Here is a 23430-nt window from a genome sequence, read left to right as displayed (position 1 = left end):
ATAAAGGCAGTAATTTATACACGCCGCCGCAGGTAATCAGCCAATGAGAAACGTCCCCGGTGGCTGACCGGCGGCGATGCGGGCGTTGCGACGGAGGACGCGGCGACCGCGCCAGAAGGCAGTGTCGCCAAACTGGCGTCGAAATTCGGCGGCAGAGATGTCAAAAAGCGGCGCAAGCTCTACGGTCCCCGGCTCGCCATGGACCAGATTATGCGGACAGGCCAACTGACAATAATCACACCCGTAAACGATTTGATGCCGAGAAAGCATTCGACATTGGCCCTCACTTAGTTCCCCTTTGTCGGTAGTCCAGTATGCCATGCACCGGGGCCACAAAAACCGGTTGGCCTCGGGGTAAGCATTGGTGGGGCAGGCCTCGAGACAGCGAGTACAATCTCCGCAAGCTGAAGCCAGGGGCTGATCGGGTTCTAGGGGAATGTCCAACGCCAACAAGCCCAGCCAAACAAAGGACCCGGCGTCAGGCACAATGATGAAATTATTCTTGCCCTGCCAGCCGACCCCGGCGGCCAGCGCCCAAACCCGCTCTGAGCAAGGCCCGTTGTCCACCTGATAGGCCGATCGCAAATCGGGCAGCTGCTGGGAGATTTTTGATATCAGCGCTTCGATTTTCTCTCCTACCAGACTATGATAATCTGGCGCCTGGGCAAAGGGAGAAAAATATCCCTGACCGGGGGCGGGCAGTTGCAGTCCCATCCGCTCCCGATAGGGAAAGGCAAGTGCAAGCACCGAGCGAGCCCCGGGAAGTAATGAAGCGGCGTTCGTCCTTGCTTCCGGTTCCCAGCGCACATAGGGGGGACGAATCGCCACCTGTAAGCGCCGGGTATACTCGCTGCCCAGGCGAGCGCCGGCGAAACCGGCACCGCAAAATCCCAGCGCCCGGGCCTGATCTTTAATAAACTGCTTTAGGTCCAACTCAATCGCCACCTAGGCAACAGTATCGTTCAGTGTCACTAGCTGATTCCCCAGCTGATTGAGGGTGTCGAGCAAATCGGCAATCTGTTTGGTCGCCTGCTGCTGACTGCTGGAAACATCCTGAACGGTATTGATGCGTTCGGAAAACTCGGATGAACGACGCTTGATACCGGAAAGTATCCGTTGGATTTCCCGAACCGACTGGGAACTGTCATCTGCCAGAGTCTTGATTTCTTCGGCGACAATCATAAATCCTTGACCCGCCTCGCCAACCCGGGCTGCCTCTATCGCAGAGTTTAGGCCGATAATCTTGCTGCGTTTAGCAATCCGCGTAATTGAGCTCAAGATGTCCGTGGTTTGCTCCAGTGCCGCCAGGATCCCCTGGGCAGCTACTTCCAGCTGGGCGCCTGCTTCTGCCAACTTGTTTGCATTCCGGGTCATCCCTTCAATATGACCGACGATCTTTTGAATGTTATCGGCCATCTGGCTGGATGCTGCACCCAAAGTGCTTCCATCTGTAATCGCAGGCAAATTTCGATTCCCCAATCCCAAAAGCATCATCGCTGACTCACTATCAACAACTTTTACATCCGGTCCGGCCTGGACCCACCCGGTACAGTCAATCACCAACTCCACCGGGGATTGCTCCATGGCAGTTACTGCCTCGGCAAAGCAGGGACAAGCAAATTGCTCCCCGCCTTCCACGCCTGCCAGCCAGCAGAGCTCAACCCCGTCTCGTCGGCTTATTAACTCATAAACCGGCGCAACAGCACTTTCATTGCCGACAATGCCAACCTTCATCGCTTATCTCCCCCAGTTCTTGGTTTGCAAATCAATTCATGCACCTGTGTGTCGAATATATCTTTGGCATGCTCGGGAGTGAGAACCATTGCCGTGTCTGCGCCCCGACGGGACCCTCCAATAGCGATTACCTCTTTGCCATAGGAGATTGCTCCGGCATCCAGAGCCATAACGGCAATTTCCATGCAGACCTTGGTTCCCTGACCAAATGTCCGCAGAGTATGAGCGACAATCCCTCCCGGATACAAGCCGCCGAATTTATTGCTCACTGCTCTGTCAACATTGCCGAAAAGATGACTGGCAGTAACAATCTTCACACCCTGTTTAGTCAATTCCTCCCGTTTCCCAGAGCCCATTTCGTCTTCACCGGGCTCCCGGAAGCCCACCTGATGCGTCACGACAACCAGATTCGAGATCTTGTGCAACAAAAAGTCGGCAGTGTACCCGGTGTTGGAGGCAACAACAATCTGCTCAATACCCAGCTCGGCAGCACGTTCCACTGCCAAGCGACAGGTGTACTCGGTATTCTCCACGCCGGGAGCATTCCAATACACAGTCATCAGCTTCCATCCTCCTCTGCCAGACGGGCTATCGCATCGTCAAAGATTCTTGTCATAATAAGCAAATCGTCCACAGATATATGTTCATCCTTCTGGTGCGCCAACTCTTCCCGTCCGGGGAAGAGCGGACCGAAGGCAACTGCATTGTCCAATGCCCGGGCGTAGGTTCCCCCGCCGATTGCAATCAGTTCTGCCGGGTCGCCGGTATGTTTGGTATAGACATCCTGCAATACCTTGATCAATTTGCTCTCGGGAGATACAAAGAGCGGCGGTTTGCTGTCAAGCGTGGTGACACTCACAGAATCGGGCAAACTGGCGCGCAGACGCTGGAGAATCTCTTCCTTGCTGAAGCTAATGGGGTAACGGATATCCAACTCAGCGCTCAAATGTTCTGCCTCGGATTTAATAACGCCCAGATTTAAAGTCAGCGGCCCTGAATCAGCATCGGAGAGTTTGAGATTAAGGCCTTCGCCATCCCAACCAAACCCAACTTTGTCCGCCAGCAGACCTGTCAACCCGCCGTCAAACCCTAAGCCCCCAAGTATTTTCAGCGCATGGGCAATGGCGTTCACGCCTTTTTCCGGGGTACTGCCATGGGCCGACACACCTCTGACCTCAATCTCTACGGCCGCCCCAATGGAGTTCACCGAAACTTGCGCTTCGTTGGCGCCGATCTGGGGTAAAAATTCATCGAGAGCTGGCATATTGCCACCGGAAAGGCGAATCAGACAGCGGTCGGGAACCATATTTGCCCGGTGACCGCCTCTTAGTTCCATGAGGGAGTAGCCTTCTTTTTCCGGCCACGGCCCCTGGAGTCGCACCATGACAATTCCTTTTTCGGCATTGATTATCGGAAACACGGCATCGGGCGTAAAGCCCAGATCCGGCTTTTCAGCGTGGGCCAAATAATGCTGCATACACTCCCAACCACTTTCCTCATCAGTGCCAAGGATCAGGCGAATCCGTTTATGGGGCGTAAAACCCGCGTCCTTGAGGGCAGCCATGGCATAAAGCACTGCTACTGCCGGCCCTTTGTTGTCCAATGTTCCCCTTCCGTAGAGCTTGCCTTCTGCAATTTCTCCTTCAAAAGGAGGATAGGACCAGTCATCACCAGCGGGAACAACATCCAGGTGACAGAGAATGCCGAGAATTTCTTCGCCTTCCCCAAATTCAATATGACCAGCATAGCCATCGTAGTTTTTGGTATCAAACCCCAGCTCCTGCCCTTTGTCAAGCATAAAGCGCAGTGCATGGTCAATCGGCTCGCCAAAGGGTTTCTCTTTTGTTCCGGGCTCTTTTACGCTGGGAATCTTAATCAGGTCAACTGTAGTCTTTACCACCGCATCACGATACTTCTCAGTGCTAATCATGAATATGCCCCCTTATAATGGTTTTTTAGCCAGACAATTCAAGTTTATCACAATACTTAGGACTGTCCAAACCTCCGCTCGCTGCCTTCCCGTAGTCTCGTTATATTGGAGCGGTGACGGTATACAGCCATTGCCATCAGCAGAACAGACAAAATTCTATACTCCAGTGCATAACCCGGTACCGTCCACAACAACGCAGTCATTGCTGCCACAAAATTTAGCGACCCTAGAGAAACATATTTAGTTACGATTACGTTAAACAGAGCGATTAGCAGACCTACCAAACCCAAACCGGGAAAGAGGAAGACATAAGTGCCAATGGAAACCGCGATTCCCTTGCCACCCCGAAAACCAACATAGACAGACCAATTATGTCCAACAACGGCAAAGAGGGCTGATGTTGCAACTGCCAGCGCCTCTCCGCCCCACCAATTCATCGTGATCAGCAGGGCAGCAATCACCTTGCCCACATCCATTAGGGCAACCAAGACCCCTAATTTAGCGCCCAATACCCGGTAAGCGTTAGTGCCGCCGATATTGCCGCTTCCCTCGCTTGTTATATCAACATGCTTAAACTTGCCAATCAGGTATGCCGAAGGCAAAGCCCCCAGAAGATAACTGTACAGCGCAATTAATAGTACGTGCATAACAAACCTCCAAGCTGATTTTCTGATGTAAGTATTTCACCCACGGGAAAAAATACCACAACAGCGTTTATTCTGCCGCCGCCACATAATAATAAAGCGGACTAAAGGACTTATAACCCAAAGATTCCAGAACTGTCAACAGATTGGCGTCTCCGCTCCGGACCACAACCGGTTGTTCGGTTTCCAGGCAGTGACTTGTCAGCGCGCCAAACACCGGTTCCAGCAATTGATAATAGCTGTCCTGCTCATAAACTTTCCAGCTCACCAACTCCAAGTACGGGGCCACATGTGATTGCCCCGACACAGCTGCAATCAGCGAACTGTCGGCATATATGTTGAACAAATACCCAGCCATATCCGGCCCCGAATCTACCCGTTCAACCCGGACATCAAAGCGCTTGCGCCAACTCTTAGATACATTTCGCACCATCAGAGATGATTGGGAATATTCCCCCTGGGGGAACCAGCGCATGAGCATATCCAGCATCGCTTCCTCGGTGGTGTAAAACCTGTATATCGGTTCCCGGGGCAACTTTTCCAGCAAAGGTTCCAACCAACGCTCTTCCTGGACACGTAGCCACAAGCACTGTCGATGAATTACCAAGATGCCGGCCGGCCGGACCGGGTCTCCCAGCCCATATACTTGACTGGCGGCATTGGCAAGGCACCCCTCCAACACCCACAAAAGTTCATAATTGGCCAGTGAATCTGCGGCCAAAACTGTCTGCAGCTTATGTATCTGTTCATTATCCAGTTTGCTAACGTCCAATTCCCGCCCTCCTCATTCGTATAAAGTATACCACAGGCATGTCCGGCGGGCGAGAGTATAAAAAAAATTCGCGGTGTGATACTAAACCGATTAGAAATTTATGGAGGGATAAAATGTGCAGGGAAAACACGATCTGAGCGTTGAAGAATTGCAGCATATCCAACAATGTCTTGACGCAGAGGAAACTGCCGTCGAAAAGTGCAAAGCCTTTGCCAAACAGACCGAAGACCCGGAGCTAAGAGAAATCTGTCAAAACATCAGCAAAACCCATAACGAGCATTATAATTCTCTTTTGAAATATTTACAGCAACATGAGCGTTTGAATCAGGGAGTGAAATAAATGAACAACAAACTCACCGCAGCACAAATTTTCGCCGAACTCTTACAAATCCAAGAGGATTTGACCAATCTTTATGACAAGGCCGCCCATATTGCCGCCGAGCAGGACATCCACACTGACTTGGTGATGCTGCTGGAAGATGAGCACAAAATCGCTTCATCCCTAAATCAAATTATGCAACGACGGGGCATCTTTAACCACCGGCAAGCACCGCCAGAGTTGGTGGACCAGGCAGAAACAAAGTATAATCAACCGCAGAAGTAAAAATCAGGGTGCCATCGCACCCTGATTTCTTTATTCATCTATTTCTTCAAAAAAGTCCTTATCAACACCGCATTCAGGGCATACCCAGTCATCGGGAAGATCCTCAAACGCAGTCCCGGCAGGAATATCGCCTTCACCTACAGCAGGGTCATAAATGTATTCACACACTGTGCACCGCCACTTCTTCATGTTACCACCTCCTCCTCGGCATAATCTTTATATGTTTTGGTGTTTATCTGCTTCAATGCAGTTTGCACCAAATCATCTACATCCAGTCCAGATTCTGCCGCCTCCGCCTGTTTTAGGGTGGGCCGGGTTTTCGGGTGTTTGGAAACAAACAAAGCACAACAATCCTGATAGGGTTCAACCGAAGTCTCGTATGTTTCAATGCGCCGGGCCAGTTCGACAATCTCCACCTTATCCATGGTAACCACCGGCCGCAGTACAGGCAGCCGGACAACGTCATTGATAACCTGAATACTTTCCAGAGTCTGGCTCGCCACCTGGGCGACGCTTTCACCTGTAATCAACGCAAGGCACGATTTGCGCTTTGCCAGCGCCTCGGCAACCCGGTACATAAAACGCCGCATCACCGTAATTGTTAAATCCTCAGGCGTTGTTTCCATCAATGCCTGCTGAACAGCCGTAAAATTTACCACATGTAAATTTACCGGCCCATAGCGGGAGAGCTGACGTGCCAGTTTTTCCACTTTGGCCAACGCCCGGGGCGAAGTAAATGGCGGGGTGTCAAAATATAGCGCCTCCAAAGCAATGCCCCGCTTCATGGCCAGCCATCCGGCCACCGGACTGTCAATGCCTCCGGACAGAAGCAATACACCTTTACCAGTAACGCCAACGGGCATCCCGCCAGGCCCAGGCCAAATCCGTGAAAACACAAACGCCCCTTCCCTGCGCACCTCCACCGAAACCGTGCGCTGGGGATTATGTATATCCACCTTCACCCCCGGGCAGTTTTGCAACAAAAAGCCGCCCAGTTCCTGATTTATTTCCTGGGAATTAAGGGGAAAGGTTTTCAAGGCCCGCCGACTATCCACTTTAAATGTGGTCGCCGGCTCACCTGATTTAAGTTCTGCTAAAGCTGCAGCTCGGATGCTGTCCATATCCAGGGCCACAGCCTGGACAGGGCTGCAAGAAACCAGGCCAAAGACTCTCTGCATAGCCCCCCGAACGTCCTCCAAATCGCAATTATCGGGCAAATCGACAAAGATCCGTCCATAGGGGCTAGTGATCCGCACATCCCCCAGCACCGGAGCCAACGCCCGCCGGACATTGGCAATCAGCGCATTGATAAAATAAGAGCGATTCTTTCCCTTTAAACCAACTTCCCCAAACCGTAAAAGCAATTTATCTGCCACTTCTGGTGCTCCTTCCACGCACAAATGCCAATTCATCCAATATATTCTCCAAACTTGTCAGGGCATAATCTATTTGCGTTTCGGTATTAAATGCTGAAAAACTAAACCGCAGCACACCCCGGGCTTCGGTGTCAGTCAACCCCAGCGCCTGGGACACATGGCTAAGGTTGCCTTTCTTGCCAGAACAGGCGGCGCCTGCGGAGACATAAACTCCCCGGGCAGACAAGGCCTGTAAGAGGATCTCCGCCTGAAAACCAGGAAACGCCACGGCAACGATATGGGGAACGCAATCACCCTGGAAAAGCAGGCGGCACGGCAGCTTCTCCAAGCCCTGCACAAAGCGCTGCCGCAATCTTTCCACCACGGCCACCCAATCCCGGGCATTGTTCGCAGCAAGCTTGCCAGCTGCGCCAAATCCGGCGATACCACTGACATTCTCTGTGCCAGAGCGCAGGCTCCCCTCCTGCCCGCCTCCGTGGAAAAGCGGCTCCAGCCAATCCCGGCGGCGGACCCAAAGGGCACCGACTCCCTTGGGCCCATGGATTTTATGGGCGCTGACACTGAACATATCGATGTCCAATTTTCCCGGCGCTTGCAACAGCTTCGCCGGCGCCTGGACGGCATCAACATGAATTAATGTCTTGGGCGACTTCTCCCGCACTATTTTGGCAATTTCCTCTACCGGCAGCATTTGTCCGGTTTCGTTGTTTACCGCCATAACGCTGATTAGCGCCGTTGGCTCCTTCAACGCAGCATCCAACAGCGCCAAATCAGGCTCACCCTGTCGGTTAACCGGCAGGGTGACAACATTTCGCCCCCGGGCAGCAAGGGCGCGTACGACCTCACGCACAGAGGGATGTTCGATTGTCGTGGTCACAATCTGGCCGGAGCGTGAGTGCAGAACACCCTTTATTGCCAGATTATTGGCCTCGGTTCCGCCAGAGGTAAAATAAAGCTCTTCCGGGCGGACCGCCAAAAGTTTCGCCACTTGGGCTCGGGCCTTATTCACAACCTGTTCCGCTTCCACACCCAGCTGATGCAGAGACGAAGGGTTGCCGGGGACAGTTTCCAACACCGTCTGCATTGCAGCTATAACATCTGGGTGCAAAAAAGTTGTAGCAGCGTTGTCCAGGTAAACTTTTTGCATGTGTTTCGCTCCCAACTACCACTTTTTATGCATATGTTACCATATTTTATTCCGATTCTCCACCATGATCCAGTATCCATTGGGCGACAGTGGCCGCATCAACCTTTCCATCCCAAAAGCTGACCAGGACTGAGTTCAGCTCCTCCCGAAAGCGTTTTTCTTGTTGACGGGTCTGATTATCCACCGCCTCCTGCGGTGTTCCCAATCGTGCGGCATCTGTTAAAAAACTGTATTGCCAGGCGGGCAGACCGGCGCTGTCCCAATCAAGGTCGGCAAAAGCCGGCGCAGAATAAAACATGTTACCGAGCCGCGCCGCCTGTTCCCGAGATAGGTATTCCGCCGCCTGAGCCACAGCCCGGGAATGGTCGTCACCCTGATACCGAGCCTGACGAAAATGAAGCAGCGACAGCACAGTCACCGGATAATACCTGTTCTCTCCGATACCCGGCAAAGGCAGCAAAACCAGGTGCTCATCAAAATACTCGCTGAGCCAAAACCCCGTCGGCATTCCCGCACCACCAAGTATTGTACTGCCCCGCTGAATTTCTTCAATCCCCCCGCTCTGCAACAGCCGTAAGTCGCGCAATTTCTCTACCCGGGAGAGGATATCAAATACCTCCTGAGGCCCCGGTGGCCGGGACAGCCCGCGACCGGTGGCCGCCTGTAACAGCTGCCCGCTGAATCGTCCCTGATAATCATTTACTATAATCTGCAGATTATGCTCCAGCAACCAGTCTTCCAACTCAGCCCAAGTCCATCCCCTCTCCAGCAAACGGTCCAATTCTGAGTCTCCCACAGGCAGATCTGAACGCAGGGCAAGCAGTCCCGCCGGCCAGATGAAACGCGGCCAGGCCCAGCGTTCGCCCTGGCGGGTCACTCCCCGTTCCGCAGCGGGAGTAAGTACATCGCCAAGGTATAATTCGGCTGGAATCTGCAGTGTATGATTATACTTGGCTATCCCCTGCCAATCGGCGTACAGATCCGGCGGCACCCCGTTCTTCAATGCCCGCTCCAGCTCTGCCTGGGCCTGATCCCAGGGCAGCCAGCGCATTTCTACCGTAATGTTCGGTTTAAGGGCGTTGAAATCCCGGACAATTTCCTCGGTCCGTTCCCGATAGGCGTCGGCAGCCAGTACCGGGGGCAGCTCCACATCCCAAAAAGTGATGATGTAATTGACATCCTCCTGCACCACAGCATTGGGATCCACCGGCTGCTCCCGCCCGCCAAACGGGCACCAGTTCCAGCTCACCAGTACGAGACTCAGCAACACCGCTGAAAACTTACGCATTTTCCCCCACCTCTACTGCACACCGAGCAACCAGAACTCGGTATCGCCGATTATTCCCGTTGGCTCCAGGCCAAAGAATTCCTGCATCTCCTTGACCGCAGCTTCCATTTCCTCGTCAAAGGTGCCATTGGCTTCGCCGGGACAAAATCCGAGGTCCCGCATAGCCCACTGCACAAGCACAACATCCTGGCCAACCCGCCCCCTGCGGTAAGGAGTCTTAAATGTAACATGGTAATTGCCGGTGATAATCACCTTGGTTCCGATGGGTATCCACGGGTAAATTGTCTCAACATCTTTGTTGTACATGCGAATACAACCCAAACTGGCCACGGTGCCGATGGACCAGGGGGCATTGGTGCCGTGCACCCCGTAGCCGCCCCAGGGCACGCTCAGCCGCATCCAACGGGTGCCAAAGGCATCATTGGGCCGATAACTCTTGTCCACAATCCGCCACTCTCCCATGGGCGAAGGTGTCGCCGGGCGACCGGGAGAAATCGGATAGGTCACATAGGGCTCACCATCAGAGAAAACCGTCAACTCTAGCTTATGCAGGTAAATTTCAATATGCAGCTCCCCCTCTGGCGGCGCCAACTCCTCATGATCGGTAGCATCCTCACCATGGTAGAGCAAATGCCAAAACTCCACCCGGGCGATTCCGTCAACCGGGACACCCAGGTCCCGTTGTGCCGCGCGCACCGCCTCTGCAGTTCGGGAATCGTAAACCCCGTCAGCATCACCAGTGAAGTAACCCAGTGTCTTTAAACGTAGCTGCAGTTCTAATACATCAGGGCCAAAGAGTGGCGGCTGCCTCAGATACAAGTCCCTGCTTTCACAGCAACAATGGTCAACGTTCTGAGTGAATCTTTGCAGAATGTTGACACCGACCGTCACCACCAACAAAACTACACAAACTATTGTCAAGATCCGGAAGGTTAGATTCATTAGCCCCCCCCCTTGGCTAAATTTTATTCTTCAGGCACACAAAAAATGCCACAGCGCTTGACCGCATCAAGGGCTGTGACATATCATGGGCGTATACAAAAGGGGGCTTTAACAATGAAAGAACAAGTTCTGGCAGTACCTACTACTGCACTGGCTCTGCCGGCTGAAAACTACATTACTGATAATGAAATGAACCGTATTATTTGCGTATGCGCTAAACACCACCGGTTTATTGACCGCGACCAGGCGGAAGCAGACCCGGGATACCGGCAGCTTATTCCCTACGTGACAATCTGCAAAGGGACTGACATCCTCACCCTTGAACGCACCCGCGCCCAAAGTGAAAAACGCCTCCACGGCAAACTCTCCATCGGCGTGGGTGGGCATATAAATCCCCAAGACCAACGGGATGATTTGCATAAGACAATCGAAGCCGGCCGTGACCGGGAGCTAGTCGAAGAACTATGGATAAAGCCGCCGTTTACAGCCCGATTGAGCGGACTGATTAACGACGACTCCAATGCGGTGGGAGCAGTTCATTTGGGCCTGCATTATATCTTTTCAACTGACCAGGCTCCTAAGGTCCGCGAAACCGAGAAAATGCGCGCTCTCTGGCTGAGCGGGACTCAGCTGGCCCGGGAAGCAAACCGGTTGGAAACCTGGTCCCGGATTGCTCTGCCTTTTTTGGCCAAAGACGGCCAAAGATAAGCGAGGACCGTGAAAAATGCGCCCAGCGCGGCAGCATACAGGAGCACCCTTACCGTTTTGCGTAAAAACCCAGGCAGGGTCAAAAACTCTTCACCCAACAGGGCAACGGACCCGATGCGACCCTGGGAATCCAAAAGAAATACATCACCCTCCACCGCCAATTCGCCATCCAAGAACTCCTTGACTTCAGGATTCATGTCCTGATGATACGAAACACGGTCGGCGGCAATGTCCCGGGCCCAGATTGGCACCCGTAACCCATAGATATACTGCTCAAGGCCAATCATTTCTGTCAAAACCGGGCGGACTCCAACCGCCACCTGACTCAAGTTGTCACCGAGACCAGTGTTTATATCGGCAGGGTCCAGACTTTGGATGCGGTCAAAGAACACTTTGTTACCTGCAATCCGTAACACTGTCAAGTACATTTGCTCCGTTTGTTCTTCAAACTGTCGGCGAATAAGTGAACCCGCCGGTACAGTTATTTGATTACGTGAATCGCCAGCGACAACAGAAATTACTACGTTTTCGTCTTCGGCATCTAGATATCCGGCAATGATTTCCGTCCGCTGTCCGTAATTCGCTTCCACCAGCAATCCGATGCTGGCAAAGAGCAGCAGCCCTAAAGTTACCCAACGCAGAAATTTTATCTGCAATAGTGCCTTATAGTTCAGATTCCGCAATCGGGTAAAAAAACCCCAGCGGGGCAGCTTCGGTTTAGTTATTTTAATAACTTTCGGGAATCTCAGTTTGGGAACTCTCAACTTAGGAAATTTTATGTTCCGAATCCAGGTCAACAATTTCAAGCAAATCACTCCCGGTACTATGTTCATTGGTTAAGATTCGATTAGAAGCCAGATAAACCCTGCCCGAAACACAAATGAAATTTCTAGCAGCTACCAGCCTATTCTAATCACCCTGCACTTGTTTATTCGGCACTTACATGGAATAACCTGCAACAAAAAACTCCGCAGCTGCGGAGTTTTCTTCTTTTATTGAATTATTCCCAGCTCAATCGCCCTACGCGCCAGCTCTTGGAAGGAATCGCGCCAGCCGGTGGCGCCGGAAATTGCATCGAGTTCATCGGGATCAAGGGTTTCCAAGAAAGTTTGTTCCATTTCCAGCACCAATTCCACCGGCTCAACATCCGGATATTGGTCTTGCCACCGGTTCAAGTAGGGATTATCTAGTTTCTTTGGAATCCCGTTCCGATAATCACTGAAATCAACCAGCACCAATTGGCCATCGCTTGTCGCCAAGAGCAGCTGTGGTCGGTCGCCATTGTCATTTGCCTCGCCAAACAGTACGTATATCTGGTCATAGCTCACCGTACCCAAAGGCGACAGCTGGGCATGGTCCAGGCCACCGGTGATAAATTTCTTCATATTTGTGCCCCAGGCCGTGGCGCCGGTCGTTGCATCGACGGTATTGGGGTCCTGGGTTTGAACAATATTTTCTTCCCGTTGGGCGATAATTGCCACTGGATCGACTTCTGGATATGCGTTGCGCCAGTTCTGTAAATACCCCTCATTTTCCCGTTTGCCGTCCAGATTCTCATCGATATCATCATAGATCACCTGGGTGATGCGGCCATCGGCAACCTCTACAGAAATCCAAGGCATCCAACCGCCGGTGGCGCTGGGCGGCCCGACCATAATATACTCACCATCGGTCAGGGGTGGAACGACAGCGGCCCGCCTTGCCTGGGCCAGGGTAACCGATGCCAGCTCCACAAACTGTTTGTACGTGCCGGTAGCGCCTGAAGTCAAATCCACATCGGCAGGGTGTTGAACCTCCAGTAGTTGGGCCTGCAATTGGTCCCGCAAGGCAACAGGATCAACATCAGGGTTATTACCCTGCCAGTTCTCCAGGTACCCTTCACTGGCAAACTTAGCCTCGCGTTCTTCATCATACTCGTCATAGGTAACCTCGGTAATTTCTCCGCCGACGATGGTCATGGTCAATTCCGACGCCCATCCCCGGGCATCCCGGTGGCGCACTGCCGTGTAAGTGCCGTCCCGGGCAACAACAGACGCATCAACCAAATATATCTCATTGGCAAACAGGTTCTCATAAAAGAAATAACGTAAAAGCGGCGCCAGCTCCCGGCCGGATATGTACAACTCATCGTCAAGCTCAATCACATTTCCAGGAGTTATTGCGGTACCCTCCCGGTAAACCTGAATCCCTTCTTCTTCATCAGCATCTTCCGGCAGACTGCTGCCCGCCACCAGCAAACTCCCCGTATCCTGGTCATAGGTCAGTGGCGCGTCCAATTTGTCTACCAACTCCAGAACAGGTAGGTAAATAAGACCCTTATCCACCAATGGCTCATTATCCAACTCAAGTTCCTGTTCATTTACAAACAGCCGGCCGGCAAAGGTATCGTACTCAACATCCTCCACCTGACCATTATCTTCCCCGTCGGGAACAGGATCGGGCAGTGGATCTTCACCCAATCCCCTGAGCACGATAAATGCCGCCAGGGCCACAACCAAGCCGCCAAAGATAAGGAGCACAGTCTTATTATTTATCACCAACACCTCCGAAGTCATTGCTTAACTTAAGTTTGCGAGAAAGTCGAAAAAATTATGCAGCGCAAAAATTCGCTGGGTTGAACTTTCGGTGTAGTAGTAACATTTTCCTGCCAAAATTTTGTTAATCAAAAACAAAAACCTCAGGCATTTTGCCCAAGGCTTAAATTTAAATTTGGTGGAGATGAGGGGGATCGAACCCCTTACCTCTTGAATGCCATTCAAGCGCTCTCCCAAGTGAGCTACATCCCCACGACAATGATTATTTTACGTAATATGAACGTGAATGTCAAGGGAAATAAATTCGTTTTTTGGGACGCATACTATTGCCAGCACAATAAAGGAGCTGGATGTATGCGAATCGCAATTATGGGCGCCGGGGTTGCCGGACTGTCCTGCGCCTTTGAGCTTGAGAAATACGGAATCAGGCCCGATATTTACGAGGTCCAGGATACTGTTGGCGGACGCGGGTTCAATCACACCGCCGGTTGGATGAATATCATGTACCGACCAATCACCGATGCCATTGCCTACCTGAAGACTGAGTACGGAATTGTCATCAAGCCAATGGAACGGGTAACCAGAGTAAATTTTTACTCAAAAAATAATTCGGCATCGATGACCGGAAACATGGGCTATATTGTCCTGATGGGGTCCGCCACCGGTTCGGTGTACAATCAATTGTTGGACCACATCCGTTCCCCGGTTAAGTATGGCCAGGTTGTGAACTTCCGTCAGCTTTCCGAGGATTACGACCATGTTGTAGTGGCCAACGGCACCCCGGATGTGGCAGCCGTCACCGGAAACTGGCAGCTGGACATTGCCGGCTATATTAAGGGCGCAACTGTCACGGGCCAGTTCGATCCCCAAACTATAGTCATGTGGTTTAACACCGATTTTTGCCAGCGTGCCTACGGATATTTTGTTCCCTGGAACGACCACAAGGGCTCGCTAATCCTCAATATGCAGGAAGCCGGCGCCCATGCGGCGGCAATCAATTGGAAGAAATTCCTGGATACGATTGACTGGGATATTGAAATCCTTGAGGAATATGAAACCCAGCACCATATTGGCCACGTCCACCAATATCAATTTCGGAACATGATTTTTACCGGGCTGGCCGGCGGCTTTCTCGACCCGCTCTTCGCCTTTGGGCAAATCGCCTCGGTGGCCAGCGGCGCTGCTGCAGCCAAGGCAATTGTGGAGGGCGAGGACTTTGATCAGCTAATCAAGCTTTGGACTTTGCGCAACCAGAGACTGCGTACGCTGCGGCGTTATCTGGACAATTTTACCGATGATGACTTCGACAAGGCAATGTCGGTGATTAAAACTCCCTTTTTCCGTACCTTGGCCGCCCGCAGCAATGTGAACATGGTTTGGCTGGCTTCAAAACTAACCCAAACCGTCCTCGGCAAAAAAATTGACCAATATCAAGTCTGATCAGAGCCTTCCGGGCTCTGTTTTTGTTCGGGTATTAGAAGCACCCGCAACAAAAGCAATAGCGGCATTACCCCGCCTAAAACTATGGAAACCCAGGGGGCTAAATTTTCTAGCACAAACACAAGATCGTCTATGTTCAAATCAAAGAAAAAAGGCCAGGCAAATACGATTGGGAAAAGCCATAGATACGACCAGTTTTTATTTTTCAATGATAATAGATCAGAAAATCCATCCGCCACCGCCTGCAGATAAAACACCGCTGTTACATACATCGCCGCAATCCATACAGCGACAAAGATTACTTCAATATGCTCAAAAAAAGCACCGACTGAAATAATTCTGGCCACTGAAAAGGATGGGAAGTACATACCTGCCACCTGGCGGGGACCAAAGGCAGCAAGCGTACCGAGGGCGCCGACCAAAAGTGCCAGACTGGTGATCAGAACAGCCAGCAACGCCTTACGGCCGGCACTCGGCAGGAATTTCTTCTCCACGTAGCGCTGATACATAAAGACAACCAGGGGAATCTGACATAGCCAGCCCAGCAGCAAGGCGGCCCCGCTGAGCATTGGTCCGGGCCCATGTTCAAAAACCGGCAGCAAAAACCGATAATCCATCTTGGCAATTGGCAGGCCAATTACCAGAGCTATCACAACGATTCCCACCGGCATCACATAAAAATTGGTATGCAGTATCGGCACCGCTCCTTTGATAACACCATAAGCTGCGGCGGTCAAAAACAATAAACGCACTGCCGCTTCGGGAGTCTCAGGCATCAAGGTTCCAACGACAAACTCTTCTAAATGCCAAAAAATCAAAATCGCTGCAAACAAAAAGAATATCACATAAACTGCGCCAAACAGTTTGCCCAGCACAGTCCCCAGTAATCGGGGAAGCACTTCAATAATGGATTTTTTTCGGAAGCGGGCCATAACTGCACCGGCAGACCAGGCGGGGATACAGGCCACGGCTCCTGCCACAATTGTTGAAATCCATGCGTCCTGCCCTGCCGCACGGGCAGTTAGAAACGGCATAAATAACACAGCGGTCGAAATTACCACCGTTACCGATAATAACATGACTTCCAGCATAGAGACTTTTTTCATATAGCTCTCCTCTAGCGGGGAATTTGGCCTTGACGGCGGATATGCACCCGGCTCTGTAAGTCAAAGCTTGCTTCATTGAGAATTTCCGGCCAGCGATCCCGGAGCGCTGACCATTGCTCAGGATAGGTCCTGCGAAAATGAAATGCCAGCCCCATAAAATCAGTATCAAGGTCCCGGCTAAGCTCGATGGTTTCGTTCATTAAATTTACTAGATGATGCTCCACCGTTCGCTGCAAATCCGGGGCATCGGTACAGGCAAACTCATTCAGCTGCATTTTGCTCTCAACAAGGACTGAGACATGAAGCTGATCATCCAGCCAACTGGTTTCTATATTTGTATTGCTACTGAGAATCTGCAGGGCAGCGTGGGTATCTTCGCCGCAGGGCACCACAACAACGCCACCCCGGACCCGGTTCTGGAGCAGCAGTAGCCCAAATGTCTGATTCTTGTTGGCCTGACCAACCATTATCGGTCCGGAAAATATAGCTGTTTCTCCCATCGTAAACCGGTCTTCACCGGCCTCGATCATCGGCATCACCGGCTCAAGATCGGGCTCTAGCAGCATGGCCACCACATCCATGATCTCAGCCCGAACAATTCGGGACCGTTCGGCATTAAAGCGAAACTGATCGATTATCGCCAGCGCTGGCTGGGAGTGCATAGTTTCCACCGTCTCCAACAAATCTTCCAGATCCTCTTGGGTGACGACAATCTTGGTATTTAGTCGCATTCGCACGTCGCGCCGCAGGAAATCCATAGATTGCCAGATACCGCTTTTCGCCAACTCCTCGCCCAGTACCACCAGACGCAGATGACTGAGGTAAGGCCGTCGGCTGCTCTGGGTAAACATATCGTCCAGGGCTTCATTAAAATCTCGACCTTCAGCCGTAATCGTAGTAACCGGCGGCTCATCACCTGCTTCTTCAGTGGCAGGCAAGCCAAACTGGGCCACCAATTTTATATCGCCGGTTTCACTCCTGTCAATGCCCAGAATTAGAATATACGCCAACCCTTCCATCTCCCGGCGGCTCCAACAACCACTCAACGTAAGACAGACTGTTAACAACACTATCAGGAGGGAAAAGCCCTTACGCTTCATCATTATCCCCCTCTCCATCCTCGTCTGAATCCTCCGGCCCTCGTTTGTTCATTGCCCACCAAGGCGCCCGCACAAAGATATCTTTCATGTCTCGAAGTTTAAACGGCGTCACCGGCGACATATATGGCACGCCAAAGGCCTGCAGGGAATTGAGATGCACTCCCAAGAGCATGTAACCGATCATCAATCCCAGGACACCAAAGACGCTGGCCAGCAAAATAAAGCCAAACTTCAAGATCCGCAAGGCAATAACGAAGGAGTAATCAGGGATTATAAACGAGGCAATCCCTGAAAGCGCGACGACAATTACCAATTGGGGCGAAACAAGATTCGCTTCCACCGCCGCCTGGCCCATTACCAAAGCGCCAACTATACTGACGGCCTGGCCCGCAGGTTTGGGCAGACGCAGCCCCGCCTCCCGCAATGCCTCAAGGGTAATTTCCAAAAATAGTGCTTCCAATGCCGTGGGAAACGGCACCGGCTCCCGAACCGCGGCCATAGATAAGAGCAATTGGGTCGGCACCATCTCGTGATGGAATGTGACAATGGCCACATAAAATGCAGTAAATCCAACCACCAAAAAGAAAGCAAACATCCGCAGCAGGCGATTCATTGTCGCTAGCGGATAATGTTCATAATAATCCTCGCTGGCCTGGAAGAACTGCCAAAACACAGTGGGGATAATCAGGGCCATTGGGGTATTTTCGGTCAATATTCCCACCCGCCCCTCCATAACTGCCGAAGCAACTTTATCAGGCCTTTCAGTGGTGGAAAACATCTGAAATGGTGTATGCTTGGCCGGCGACAAAATCTCGTTGACAAGATTGGAACCGTACATGGCCTCAACATTGATTGCTTTTAAGTGATTTTTTATCGAATCCACCAATTCATCTTCGACAACACCCTTGACGTAACAAAGAACCACATTGGTGTTGGTGGTGGTGCCGATTGGAATCGCTTCCATAATCAGATTGGGAGTGCGCATCCGGCGTCTGAGCAGACTGACATTAGTGATTAAGCTCTCGACAAATCCCTCCCGGGGCCCGACTACCACAGATTCAGACTGGGGTTCGCTGACAGCTCGCTCGTTCCACATCCGAACTTCCATGACCAGAGCTTTATCGAAACCATCGAGAAACAAAACCGCATGACCGGTGACAATTTTCTTGAGCACCTCTTCCCATTCCGACTCTTCCTCCAAAGCTATCGCAGATGGCAAGTTGGCGCTGAGCCGGGCCGGGGCCTTAACGATATCCTCCCGGCGGAAAGCAAGTTCCGCCAAAGGTTTGAGGATGAACTCACTTAATAATTCCTTGTCACTTAGAGTTTCCAAAAACACCAGGACTACCTTCAACTCACCGGTAGGTCCCAGCTCCAATTCCCGAACGATAAAATCCAAACTGTCTTCAAATACTTTGTTAACAGCATCAACATTTGTTTGTAGATCAGCACTTACCTGCTCAAGTCTTTCTGGTTCCGATTTACGCTCTTTCAAGTCCGTTGCCCTATGAGGCAATCGGTAACCCTTTTTTGGCTTTTTATAGTCCATTCTTTACCTCCCGCACCCCTATAAAAATATGTTCACCGCCCCGAGGCCCAACTATGCACATAAAAAGCCGACAGAGAATGCTTTCCTCCCAGCCCTATTTGGGGCCTGCCCAAGTATTTTGGGCCACTCTCTGTCGGCAGTTTTATTTTGTCCGCTATGCAAATTATTATCCCTTGACCGGCTTAATATTTTATGGTAATGTTAGCAACAACTAAATACGTGCGTAAATCTTCCTTTAAAGCAGTCCGGCGAGGCTGGCAAGGACGGTGTTTTTTTGTGCTCAAGTACCGTACTTTTGTACCCCGCCGACGGGGTATTTTTTATGCACATAAGACAAAAACTTGGAAGAGGAGGAGTTCACATGCAAATTAAAGGAATGTCGATTGGCAAACTGTTGCCCCTGTCCATTCAACACGTCTTCGCCATGTTTGGCGCCACCGTTCTTGTCCCCTTACTCACCGGCCTCCATCCGGCCACAGCCCTGTTCACCAGCGCCACCGGAACCATCATTTTTCATTTGGTGACCGGCGGAAGAATCCCGGCCTACTTAGGTTCATCCTTTGCATTCATCGCCCCGATAATCCTGGTGTCCGGCGAACACGGCTTTTCCGCCGCCACCGGCGCCTGCATCATCGCCGGTCTTATCTATCTTCTGACATCCGTGCTGGTAAAGGCGGTAGGTATCAAAGCAATTCAGCGCTTCATTCCGCCGGTAGTTGTCGGCCCAGTAATTATGACCATTGGTTTGGGCCTGGCGCCGGTGGCCAAAGATATGGCCGAAGGCAATTTGTTCATCGCCGGTTTTACGCTGGCCGTAGTAATTGCCGTCAGTCTTTTCGCCAAGGGAATGTTTAAACTGATCCCAATTCTTATCGGCATCGTCAGCGGTTATCTCATGACCCTGCTCCTTCAAATGGAAAGTGTGGCCAACAGCTTAGGTGCTCTGGCAAACCGACTGATGCCTGAGGCCCTGATTGACTTCTCCCCGGTAGCGGACGCAGGCTGGCTAGCCATGCCACGGTTCGTAGCCGAAGCTGATTACCTGCAATCTGGGGGCGTAGAATTCCTCCTCCCCAGTTTCGTCCCTGCAGCAATCCTTCTAATTGCGCCGATTGCCATTGTCACCATGGTCGAGCACCTGGGCGACATGCTGGCAATCAGCAAAACTGTTGAAAAAGACTACTTAGTTAAGCCCGGACTACACCGGACCCTGCTGGGTGACGGTCTCGCCACAACCTGGGCCGGCTTCCTCGGTGGACCACCCAATACCACGTACGGCGAGAACATCGGTGTTCTGGCTATCACCCGCGTCCATAACCCGGTTGTCGTTCAGGGAGCAGCCCTCTTCGTTCTCCTCTTCAGTCTCAGTCCCAAGGTTGGCAGCCTGTTGGCTACAATTCCTGAGCCGGTTATGGGTGGAATTGTCATCCTCCTCTTCGGAATGATTGCTTCAGTGGGCATCCGCACATTGATTGAAAAGCAAGTTGACCTGTCTAAGGTCCGCAACTTGGTCATCGTCTCCACGATTATCATCCTGGGCATCAGCGGCATCGCAGTTCTGGGCATTGCCGGTATGGGCCTGGGTGCGATTATCGGTATCTTCCTGAACATCATCCTCCCCGACCGGGACGAAGATAAAACACCTAACCCCTTGCATGAATAAGTTTCAATATATAAAGATGGCCGCGTACCCGCGGCCATCTTTTTTATTCTATTCCCTGTTGGATATCGGCAATGATGTCCTCGACATTTTCCAACCCTACAGCCAACCGGACCAGGCCCGGGGTAATATTGGCGGTGCAGCGATCTTCTTCCGGGACTACCGAATGGGTCATGGAAGCAGGATGCTGAATCAATGTATCCACATCCCCCAGACTCACTGCCAAATGACAAAGCTTAACGCTGTTCATCAGGCGCACGCCGGCATCGTAACCGCCGGCCAACTCAAAGGACATTATGCCACCGAAACCACTCATCTGTCGTTTCGCTAGCTCGTGCTGTTCAAAGCTCTCCAAACCTGGGAACCAGACCTTGCTCACCTTGGGATGCTCCTCCAGCCAGCGGGCAATTGCCAGAGCATTAGCGTTATGGCGCTCCATCCGCACATCCAGTGTCTTTAAACCCCTGAGCAACAGCCAGGCATTAAACGGACTGATTACAGCGCCGATATCCTTAAGGGTGGTCATGCGGATTTGATCCATAACTTCCTTGCTGCCCACGGCCAAACCGGCAATAACATCGCCGTGACCACCGATGTACTTGGTGGCGCTATGCAAAGCGATATCGGCACCAAGAGCAAGCGGTTTCTGATAACAGGGGGTCATAAAAGTATTATCGACAACAACTGCTGCGCCCTGTGCATGGGCCAGTTCCGACACGGCTTTGATATCTGTCATTTTCATCGTCGGGTTTGCCGGTGTTTCCAGATATATCAGCTTGGTGTTGGGACGGATTGCGGCCTTGACCGCCTCCAGATCGGAAGTGTCTACAGCTGTGGCTTCAACACCAAAGCGATGAAGAATTTCCTGCAAGAGCGCAAAGGTGCAGCCATAAACAGCAGTTGGATGAATCACATGCTCTCCCTGACCCACATAATGCATGACCACCGCCGAGACAGCGCCCATCCCGGAAGCAAATGCCAGTCCCGCTTCGCCACCTTCCAGAGTAGCAATTTTTTCTTCCAGGGCTGCCTGGGTCGGGTTGCCCAACCGGGTGTAGATATAACCTTCTTCTTCACCGGCAAAGCGGTTGGCGCCCTGGGCCACATCCTTAAAGACAAAGGTGCTGGTCTGGTAAATTGGTGTGTTCAGTGAACCAAACTGGGGATCGGGTTGCTGACCGGCATGAATACAGAGTGTTGAGAATCCTTGTTTGCCATCCTTTTTCACAAAAGTCCCCTCCTATTTTTTCTATTAGTGTTATCTGTTAGTATTGCAAATTTTGTGCCTCCGTAATTTCAAGGGTGGCAGAAGCGAAATCGGAAACTAATTGTTCCAATTGGAAAGATATCTTTCCAGGGCATATTTTTTTACTTTGTTTAATACAGAGGTATGGGACAAGCCCAAAGCCTCACCTGCCCGCCTGGACGAGCGATATTTGCTCAGGGCCGCAGTCAAGACCCGCTTTTCCAAAGCCTCCACCTGGGCGCGCAAATTACCCACCGACTCCGGAACCGCATCGGCTTCCAAAAGCAGATGTTCCGGGCCGATTTTGCCACCGGCAGCCATAGCAACCGCCCGCTCCAGGACATTTTCCAACTCTCGGACGTTTCCGGGCCAGGAATGGGCTTCCAAAACAGCAACCCCTTCGACACTGATTTCTGTCTGATGCAGGCGCAAGAAATGTTCTAGCAAAGGGCGGATATCTTCCCGCCGCTGGGCCAGGGGAGGAATAAACAGCGGTATGACATTTAAACGATAATAGAGATCCTCACGAAATTTCTGCTGCTGGACCAAAGCACGCAAATCCTGATTGGTGGCAGTGATGATGCGCATGTCCACATCGATTTCTTCATTGCCGCCAACCCGACGGAACGCGCCAGACTGGAGAACACGCAATAATTTCGCCTGCAGATGGGTAGGCATTTCACCAATCTCATCCAGAAAGATTGTCCCCCCGTGGGCCAGCTCAAATAACCCCATGCGTCCTCCCCGCCGGGCGCCGGTAAAAGCGCCGTCTTCATAGCCAAAGAGCTCGCTCTCCAACAGTGAGTCGGGCAGAGCAGCGCAGTTTATCGGAACAAAGGGAAGATCCCGCCGGGGACTGGCGGCATGGAGCGCACGGGCAAATAACTCCTTGCCGGTGCCGCTCTCGCCCTGAATCAACACAGTGGCATCGCTGGCAGCAATCCGCCGGGCCAAATCCACCACCTCTGCCATCATCCTGCTCCGGAAGATGATGTTATCAAAAGTAATTTCCGGCGACCGCGTCACCGAATGCACAAGCGCCCGCACCTGACTGATATCCTTGATGCTGGCTACAGCGCCCAACACAACGCCTAGGTCATCAACCAACGGCCTGCCGCTGGTCAGATACCGCGTCCGCTTGCCGGCAATTTTGACAGACATCTGTTGATTGTCATAACCGCGTCCCGTTTTTAGCGTGCGGAGCATCGGCACATCCACGGATAAAACGTCACCGACATACTGGCCCAGGACATTGCTGGCGCTAATCTGCAAAATCTTCTCTGCAGCCCGATTGAAAAGTGTAATTTTGCCGACGGCATCAATGGCAATCAGGCCTTCGCTGACCGACTCGACAATCGCCCCGATTTCCTGCTGCCGTTTTTCCTGGGGCAGGCTGGTTATCGGCTCAATGCTGTAGACCCCTGATAACGAATTGATCTGCCGTTCAATCTCTTTACGATACTGGCTCCGGGGAAACCTGAGATAAATGGCGCCCGGCTCCGCTTCCATCGCCTGTATATCCACACCGTGGCCCGCCAAAACCGTAAGCACATCCAAAACCATCCCGACCCGATTGGTGGTGTTCACTTTGATGCGCATAAAATCACCCCTGGAAAGTTTTCTTTCCAGGGGATTCGCCATTTTGCGTAT

Annotated in this window: 23 protein-coding genes and 1 tRNA gene; 5 read left to right on the top strand and 19 right to left on the bottom strand. The window is 51.9% G+C overall.

What is annotated here, in order from left to right:
• Positions 1-36 precede the first annotated feature (36 nt).
• The 6 genes from queG to FH749_15550 form a co-directional block, all read right to left on the bottom strand.
• On the bottom strand, positions 37-945 hold the full coding sequence (gene queG / locus FH749_15575) for a tRNA epoxyqueuosine(34) reductase QueG (GenBank protein MTI96869.1): 909 nt from the start codon (positions 943-945) through the stop codon (positions 37-39).
• Positions 946-1734: a hypothetical protein gene (locus FH749_15570; GenBank protein ID MTI96868.1), complete on the bottom strand. Its 789-nt coding sequence runs from the start codon at positions 1732-1734 to the stop codon at positions 946-948. It abuts the gene before it with no gap.
• Positions 1731-2294 carry a hypothetical protein gene (locus FH749_15565; GenBank protein ID MTI96867.1) on the bottom strand — a complete coding sequence of 188 codons (564 nt, stop codon included), beginning with the start codon at positions 2292-2294 and terminating at the stop codon, positions 1731-1733. The genes FH749_15570 and FH749_15565 overlap by 4 nt, the downstream gene beginning before the upstream one ends.
• On the bottom strand, positions 2294-3664 hold the full coding sequence (gene pepV / locus FH749_15560; GenBank protein MTI96866.1) for a dipeptidase PepV: 1371 nt from the start codon (positions 3662-3664) through the stop codon (positions 2294-2296). The genes FH749_15565 and pepV overlap by 1 nt, the downstream gene beginning before the upstream one ends.
• Positions 3665-3720: 56 nt before the next feature.
• Complete coding sequence (locus tag FH749_15555; protein ID MTI96865.1) at positions 3721-4311, bottom strand: glycerol-3-phosphate acyltransferase; 591 nt, start codon at positions 4309-4311, stop codon at positions 3721-3723.
• A 67-nt stretch (positions 4312-4378) separates the two neighbouring features.
• Complete coding sequence (locus FH749_15550) at positions 4379-5080, bottom strand: hypothetical protein (protein ID MTI96864.1); 702 nt, start codon at positions 5078-5080, stop codon at positions 4379-4381.
• Positions 5081-5195: 115 nt separating this feature from the next.
• Between FH749_15550 and FH749_15545 the strand changes: the two genes are divergently transcribed.
• Positions 5196-5420: a hypothetical protein gene (locus tag FH749_15545; GenBank protein ID MTI96863.1), complete on the top strand. Its 225-nt coding sequence runs from the start codon at positions 5196-5198 to the stop codon at positions 5418-5420.
• Positions 5421-5684: a hypothetical protein gene (locus FH749_15540; protein MTI96862.1), complete on the top strand. Its 264-nt coding sequence runs from the start codon at positions 5421-5423 to the stop codon at positions 5682-5684.
• Positions 5685-5714: 30 nt separating this feature from the next.
• On the opposite strand, the gene FH749_15535 is transcribed toward FH749_15540, so the two are convergent.
• From FH749_15535 to FH749_15515, 5 genes are read right to left on the bottom strand one after another with little or no spacing between them, the layout of a single operon-like run.
• Positions 5715-5873: a rubredoxin gene (locus FH749_15535; GenBank protein MTI96861.1), complete on the bottom strand. Its 159-nt coding sequence runs from the start codon at positions 5871-5873 to the stop codon at positions 5715-5717.
• Complete coding sequence (thiI, locus tag FH749_15530) at positions 5870-7060, bottom strand: tRNA 4-thiouridine(8) synthase ThiI (GenBank protein MTI96860.1); 1191 nt, start codon at positions 7058-7060, stop codon at positions 5870-5872. Before thiI ends, FH749_15535 begins: the two co-directional genes overlap by 4 nt.
• Complete coding sequence (locus tag FH749_15525; GenBank protein MTI96859.1) at positions 7050-8207, bottom strand: cysteine desulfurase; 1158 nt, start codon at positions 8205-8207, stop codon at positions 7050-7052. The genes thiI and FH749_15525 overlap by 11 nt, the downstream gene beginning before the upstream one ends.
• A gap of 46 nt (positions 8208-8253) precedes the next feature.
• A complete protein-coding gene (locus FH749_15520; protein ID MTI96858.1) occupies positions 8254-9495 on the bottom strand; it encodes a hypothetical protein in 1242 nt (413 codons plus the stop codon).
• A 12-nt stretch (positions 9496-9507) separates the two neighbouring features.
• On the bottom strand, positions 9508-10437 hold the full coding sequence (locus tag FH749_15515) for a hypothetical protein (protein MTI96857.1): 930 nt from the start codon (positions 10435-10437) through the stop codon (positions 9508-9510).
• A gap of 114 nt (positions 10438-10551) precedes the next feature.
• On the opposite strand from FH749_15515, the gene FH749_15510 reads away from it, so the two are divergent.
• Complete coding sequence (locus tag FH749_15510) at positions 10552-11145, top strand: hypothetical protein (protein MTI96856.1); 594 nt, start codon at positions 10552-10554, stop codon at positions 11143-11145.
• On the opposite strand, the gene FH749_15505 is transcribed toward FH749_15510, so the two are convergent.
• The 3 genes from FH749_15505 to FH749_15495 all read right to left on the bottom strand — a co-directional run bounded on the left by FH749_15505 (position 11064) and on the right by FH749_15495 (position 13931).
• Positions 11064-11951, bottom strand: coding sequence for a hypothetical protein (locus FH749_15505; protein MTI96855.1), 888 nt, complete (start codon positions 11949-11951; stop codon positions 11064-11066). The genes FH749_15510 and FH749_15505 overlap by 82 nt on opposite strands.
• A 186-nt stretch (positions 11952-12137) precedes the next feature.
• Positions 12138-13682 carry a hypothetical protein gene (locus FH749_15500; GenBank protein ID MTI96854.1) on the bottom strand — a complete coding sequence of 515 codons (1545 nt, stop codon included), beginning with the start codon at positions 13680-13682 and terminating at the stop codon, positions 12138-12140.
• 173 nt (positions 13683-13855) lie between these two features.
• Positions 13856-13931: transfer RNA gene (locus FH749_15495), tRNA-Ala, on the bottom strand.
• On the opposite strand from FH749_15495, the gene FH749_15490 reads away from it, so the two are divergent.
• Positions 13917-15119 carry a hypothetical protein gene (locus FH749_15490; GenBank protein MTI96853.1) on the top strand — a complete coding sequence of 401 codons (1203 nt, stop codon included), beginning with the start codon at positions 13917-13919 and terminating at the stop codon, positions 15117-15119. The two genes, FH749_15495 and FH749_15490, sit on opposite strands and share 15 nt — an antisense overlap.
• Here the strand turns inward: FH749_15490 and FH749_15485 are convergent.
• The 3 genes from FH749_15485 to FH749_15475 are packed head-to-tail and all read right to left on the bottom strand — an operon-like array spanning position 15110 to position 18874.
• Positions 15110-16225, bottom strand: a complete 1116-nt coding sequence (locus FH749_15485) for a hypothetical protein (GenBank protein MTI96852.1) — start codon at positions 16223-16225, stop codon at positions 15110-15112. The genes FH749_15490 and FH749_15485 overlap by 10 nt on opposite strands.
• A gap of 11 nt (positions 16226-16236) precedes the next feature.
• Positions 16237-17343, bottom strand: a complete 1107-nt coding sequence (locus FH749_15480; GenBank protein ID MTI96851.1) for a Ger(x)C family spore germination protein — start codon at positions 17341-17343, stop codon at positions 16237-16239.
• Positions 17315-18874, bottom strand: a complete 1560-nt coding sequence (locus FH749_15475) for a spore germination protein (protein MTI96850.1) — start codon at positions 18872-18874, stop codon at positions 17315-17317. Before FH749_15475 ends, FH749_15480 begins: the two co-directional genes overlap by 29 nt.
• Before the next feature lie 361 nt (positions 18875-19235).
• Between FH749_15475 and FH749_15470 the strand changes: the two genes are divergently transcribed.
• On the top strand, positions 19236-20537 hold the full coding sequence (locus FH749_15470; GenBank protein ID MTI96849.1) for a uracil permease: 1302 nt from the start codon (positions 19236-19238) through the stop codon (positions 20535-20537).
• A gap of 43 nt (positions 20538-20580) precedes the next feature.
• Here the strand turns inward: FH749_15470 and megL are convergent, their stop codons facing one another.
• Positions 20581-21762 carry a methionine gamma-lyase gene (gene megL, locus FH749_15465; protein ID MTI96848.1) on the bottom strand — a complete coding sequence of 394 codons (1182 nt, stop codon included), beginning with the start codon at positions 21760-21762 and terminating at the stop codon, positions 20581-20583.
• A gap of 96 nt (positions 21763-21858) precedes the next feature.
• A complete protein-coding gene (locus FH749_15460) occupies positions 21859-23343 on the bottom strand; it encodes a PAS domain-containing protein (protein MTI96847.1) in 1485 nt (494 codons plus the stop codon).
• Between the last annotated feature and the right edge of the window lie 87 nt (positions 23344-23430).

This window comes from Bacillota bacterium, assembly GCA_009711825.1.
Taxonomy (GTDB): Bacteria; Bacillota; Proteinivoracia; order UBA4975; family VEMY01; genus VEMY01.
The sequence above is the reverse complement of the archived record's forward strand: the minus strand, read 5'-3'. Positions and strand labels throughout refer to the sequence as shown.

Coding starts and splice junctions, on each gene's coding strand:
- FH749_15570 (MTI96868.1), bottom strand. CDS start 1,734: ATGAAGGTTGGCATTGTCGGCAATGAAAGTGCTGTTGCGCCGGTTTAT.
- FH749_15565 (MTI96867.1), bottom strand. CDS start 2,294: ATGACTGTGTATTGGAATGCTCCCGGCGTGGAGAATACCGAGTACACC.
- pepV (MTI96866.1), bottom strand. CDS start 3,664: ATGATTAGCACTGAGAAGTATCGTGATGCGGTGGTAAAGACTACAGTT.
- FH749_15555 (MTI96865.1), bottom strand. CDS start 4,311: ATGCACGTACTATTAATTGCGCTGTACAGTTATCTTCTGGGGGCTTTG.
- FH749_15540 (MTI96862.1), top strand. CDS start 5,421: ATGAACAACAAACTCACCGCAGCACAAATTTTCGCCGAACTCTTACAA.
- FH749_15535 (MTI96861.1), bottom strand. CDS start 5,873: ATGAAGAAGTGGCGGTGCACAGTGTGTGAATACATTTATGACCCTGCT.
- FH749_15525 (MTI96859.1), bottom strand. CDS start 8,207: ATGCAAAAAGTTTACCTGGACAACGCTGCTACAACTTTTTTGCACCCA.
- FH749_15520 (MTI96858.1), bottom strand. CDS start 9,495: ATGCGTAAGTTTTCAGCGGTGTTGCTGAGTCTCGTACTGGTGAGCTGG.
- FH749_15515 (MTI96857.1), bottom strand. CDS start 10,437: ATGAATCTAACCTTCCGGATCTTGACAATAGTTTGTGTAGTTTTGTTG.
- FH749_15510 (MTI96856.1), top strand. CDS start 10,552: ATGAAAGAACAAGTTCTGGCAGTACCTACTACTGCACTGGCTCTGCCG.
- FH749_15485 (MTI96852.1), bottom strand. CDS start 16,225: ATGAAAAAAGTCTCTATGCTGGAAGTCATGTTATTATCGGTAACGGTG.
- FH749_15480 (MTI96851.1), bottom strand. CDS start 17,343: ATGGAGAGGGGGATAATGATGAAGCGTAAGGGCTTTTCCCTCCTGATA.
- FH749_15475 (MTI96850.1), bottom strand. CDS start 18,874: ATGGACTATAAAAAGCCAAAAAAGGGTTACCGATTGCCTCATAGGGCA.
- FH749_15470 (MTI96849.1), top strand. CDS start 19,236: ATGCAAATTAAAGGAATGTCGATTGGCAAACTGTTGCCCCTGTCCATT.
- FH749_15460 (MTI96847.1), bottom strand. CDS start 23,343: ATGGTTTTGGATGTGCTTACGGTTTTGGCGGGCCACGGTGTGGATATA.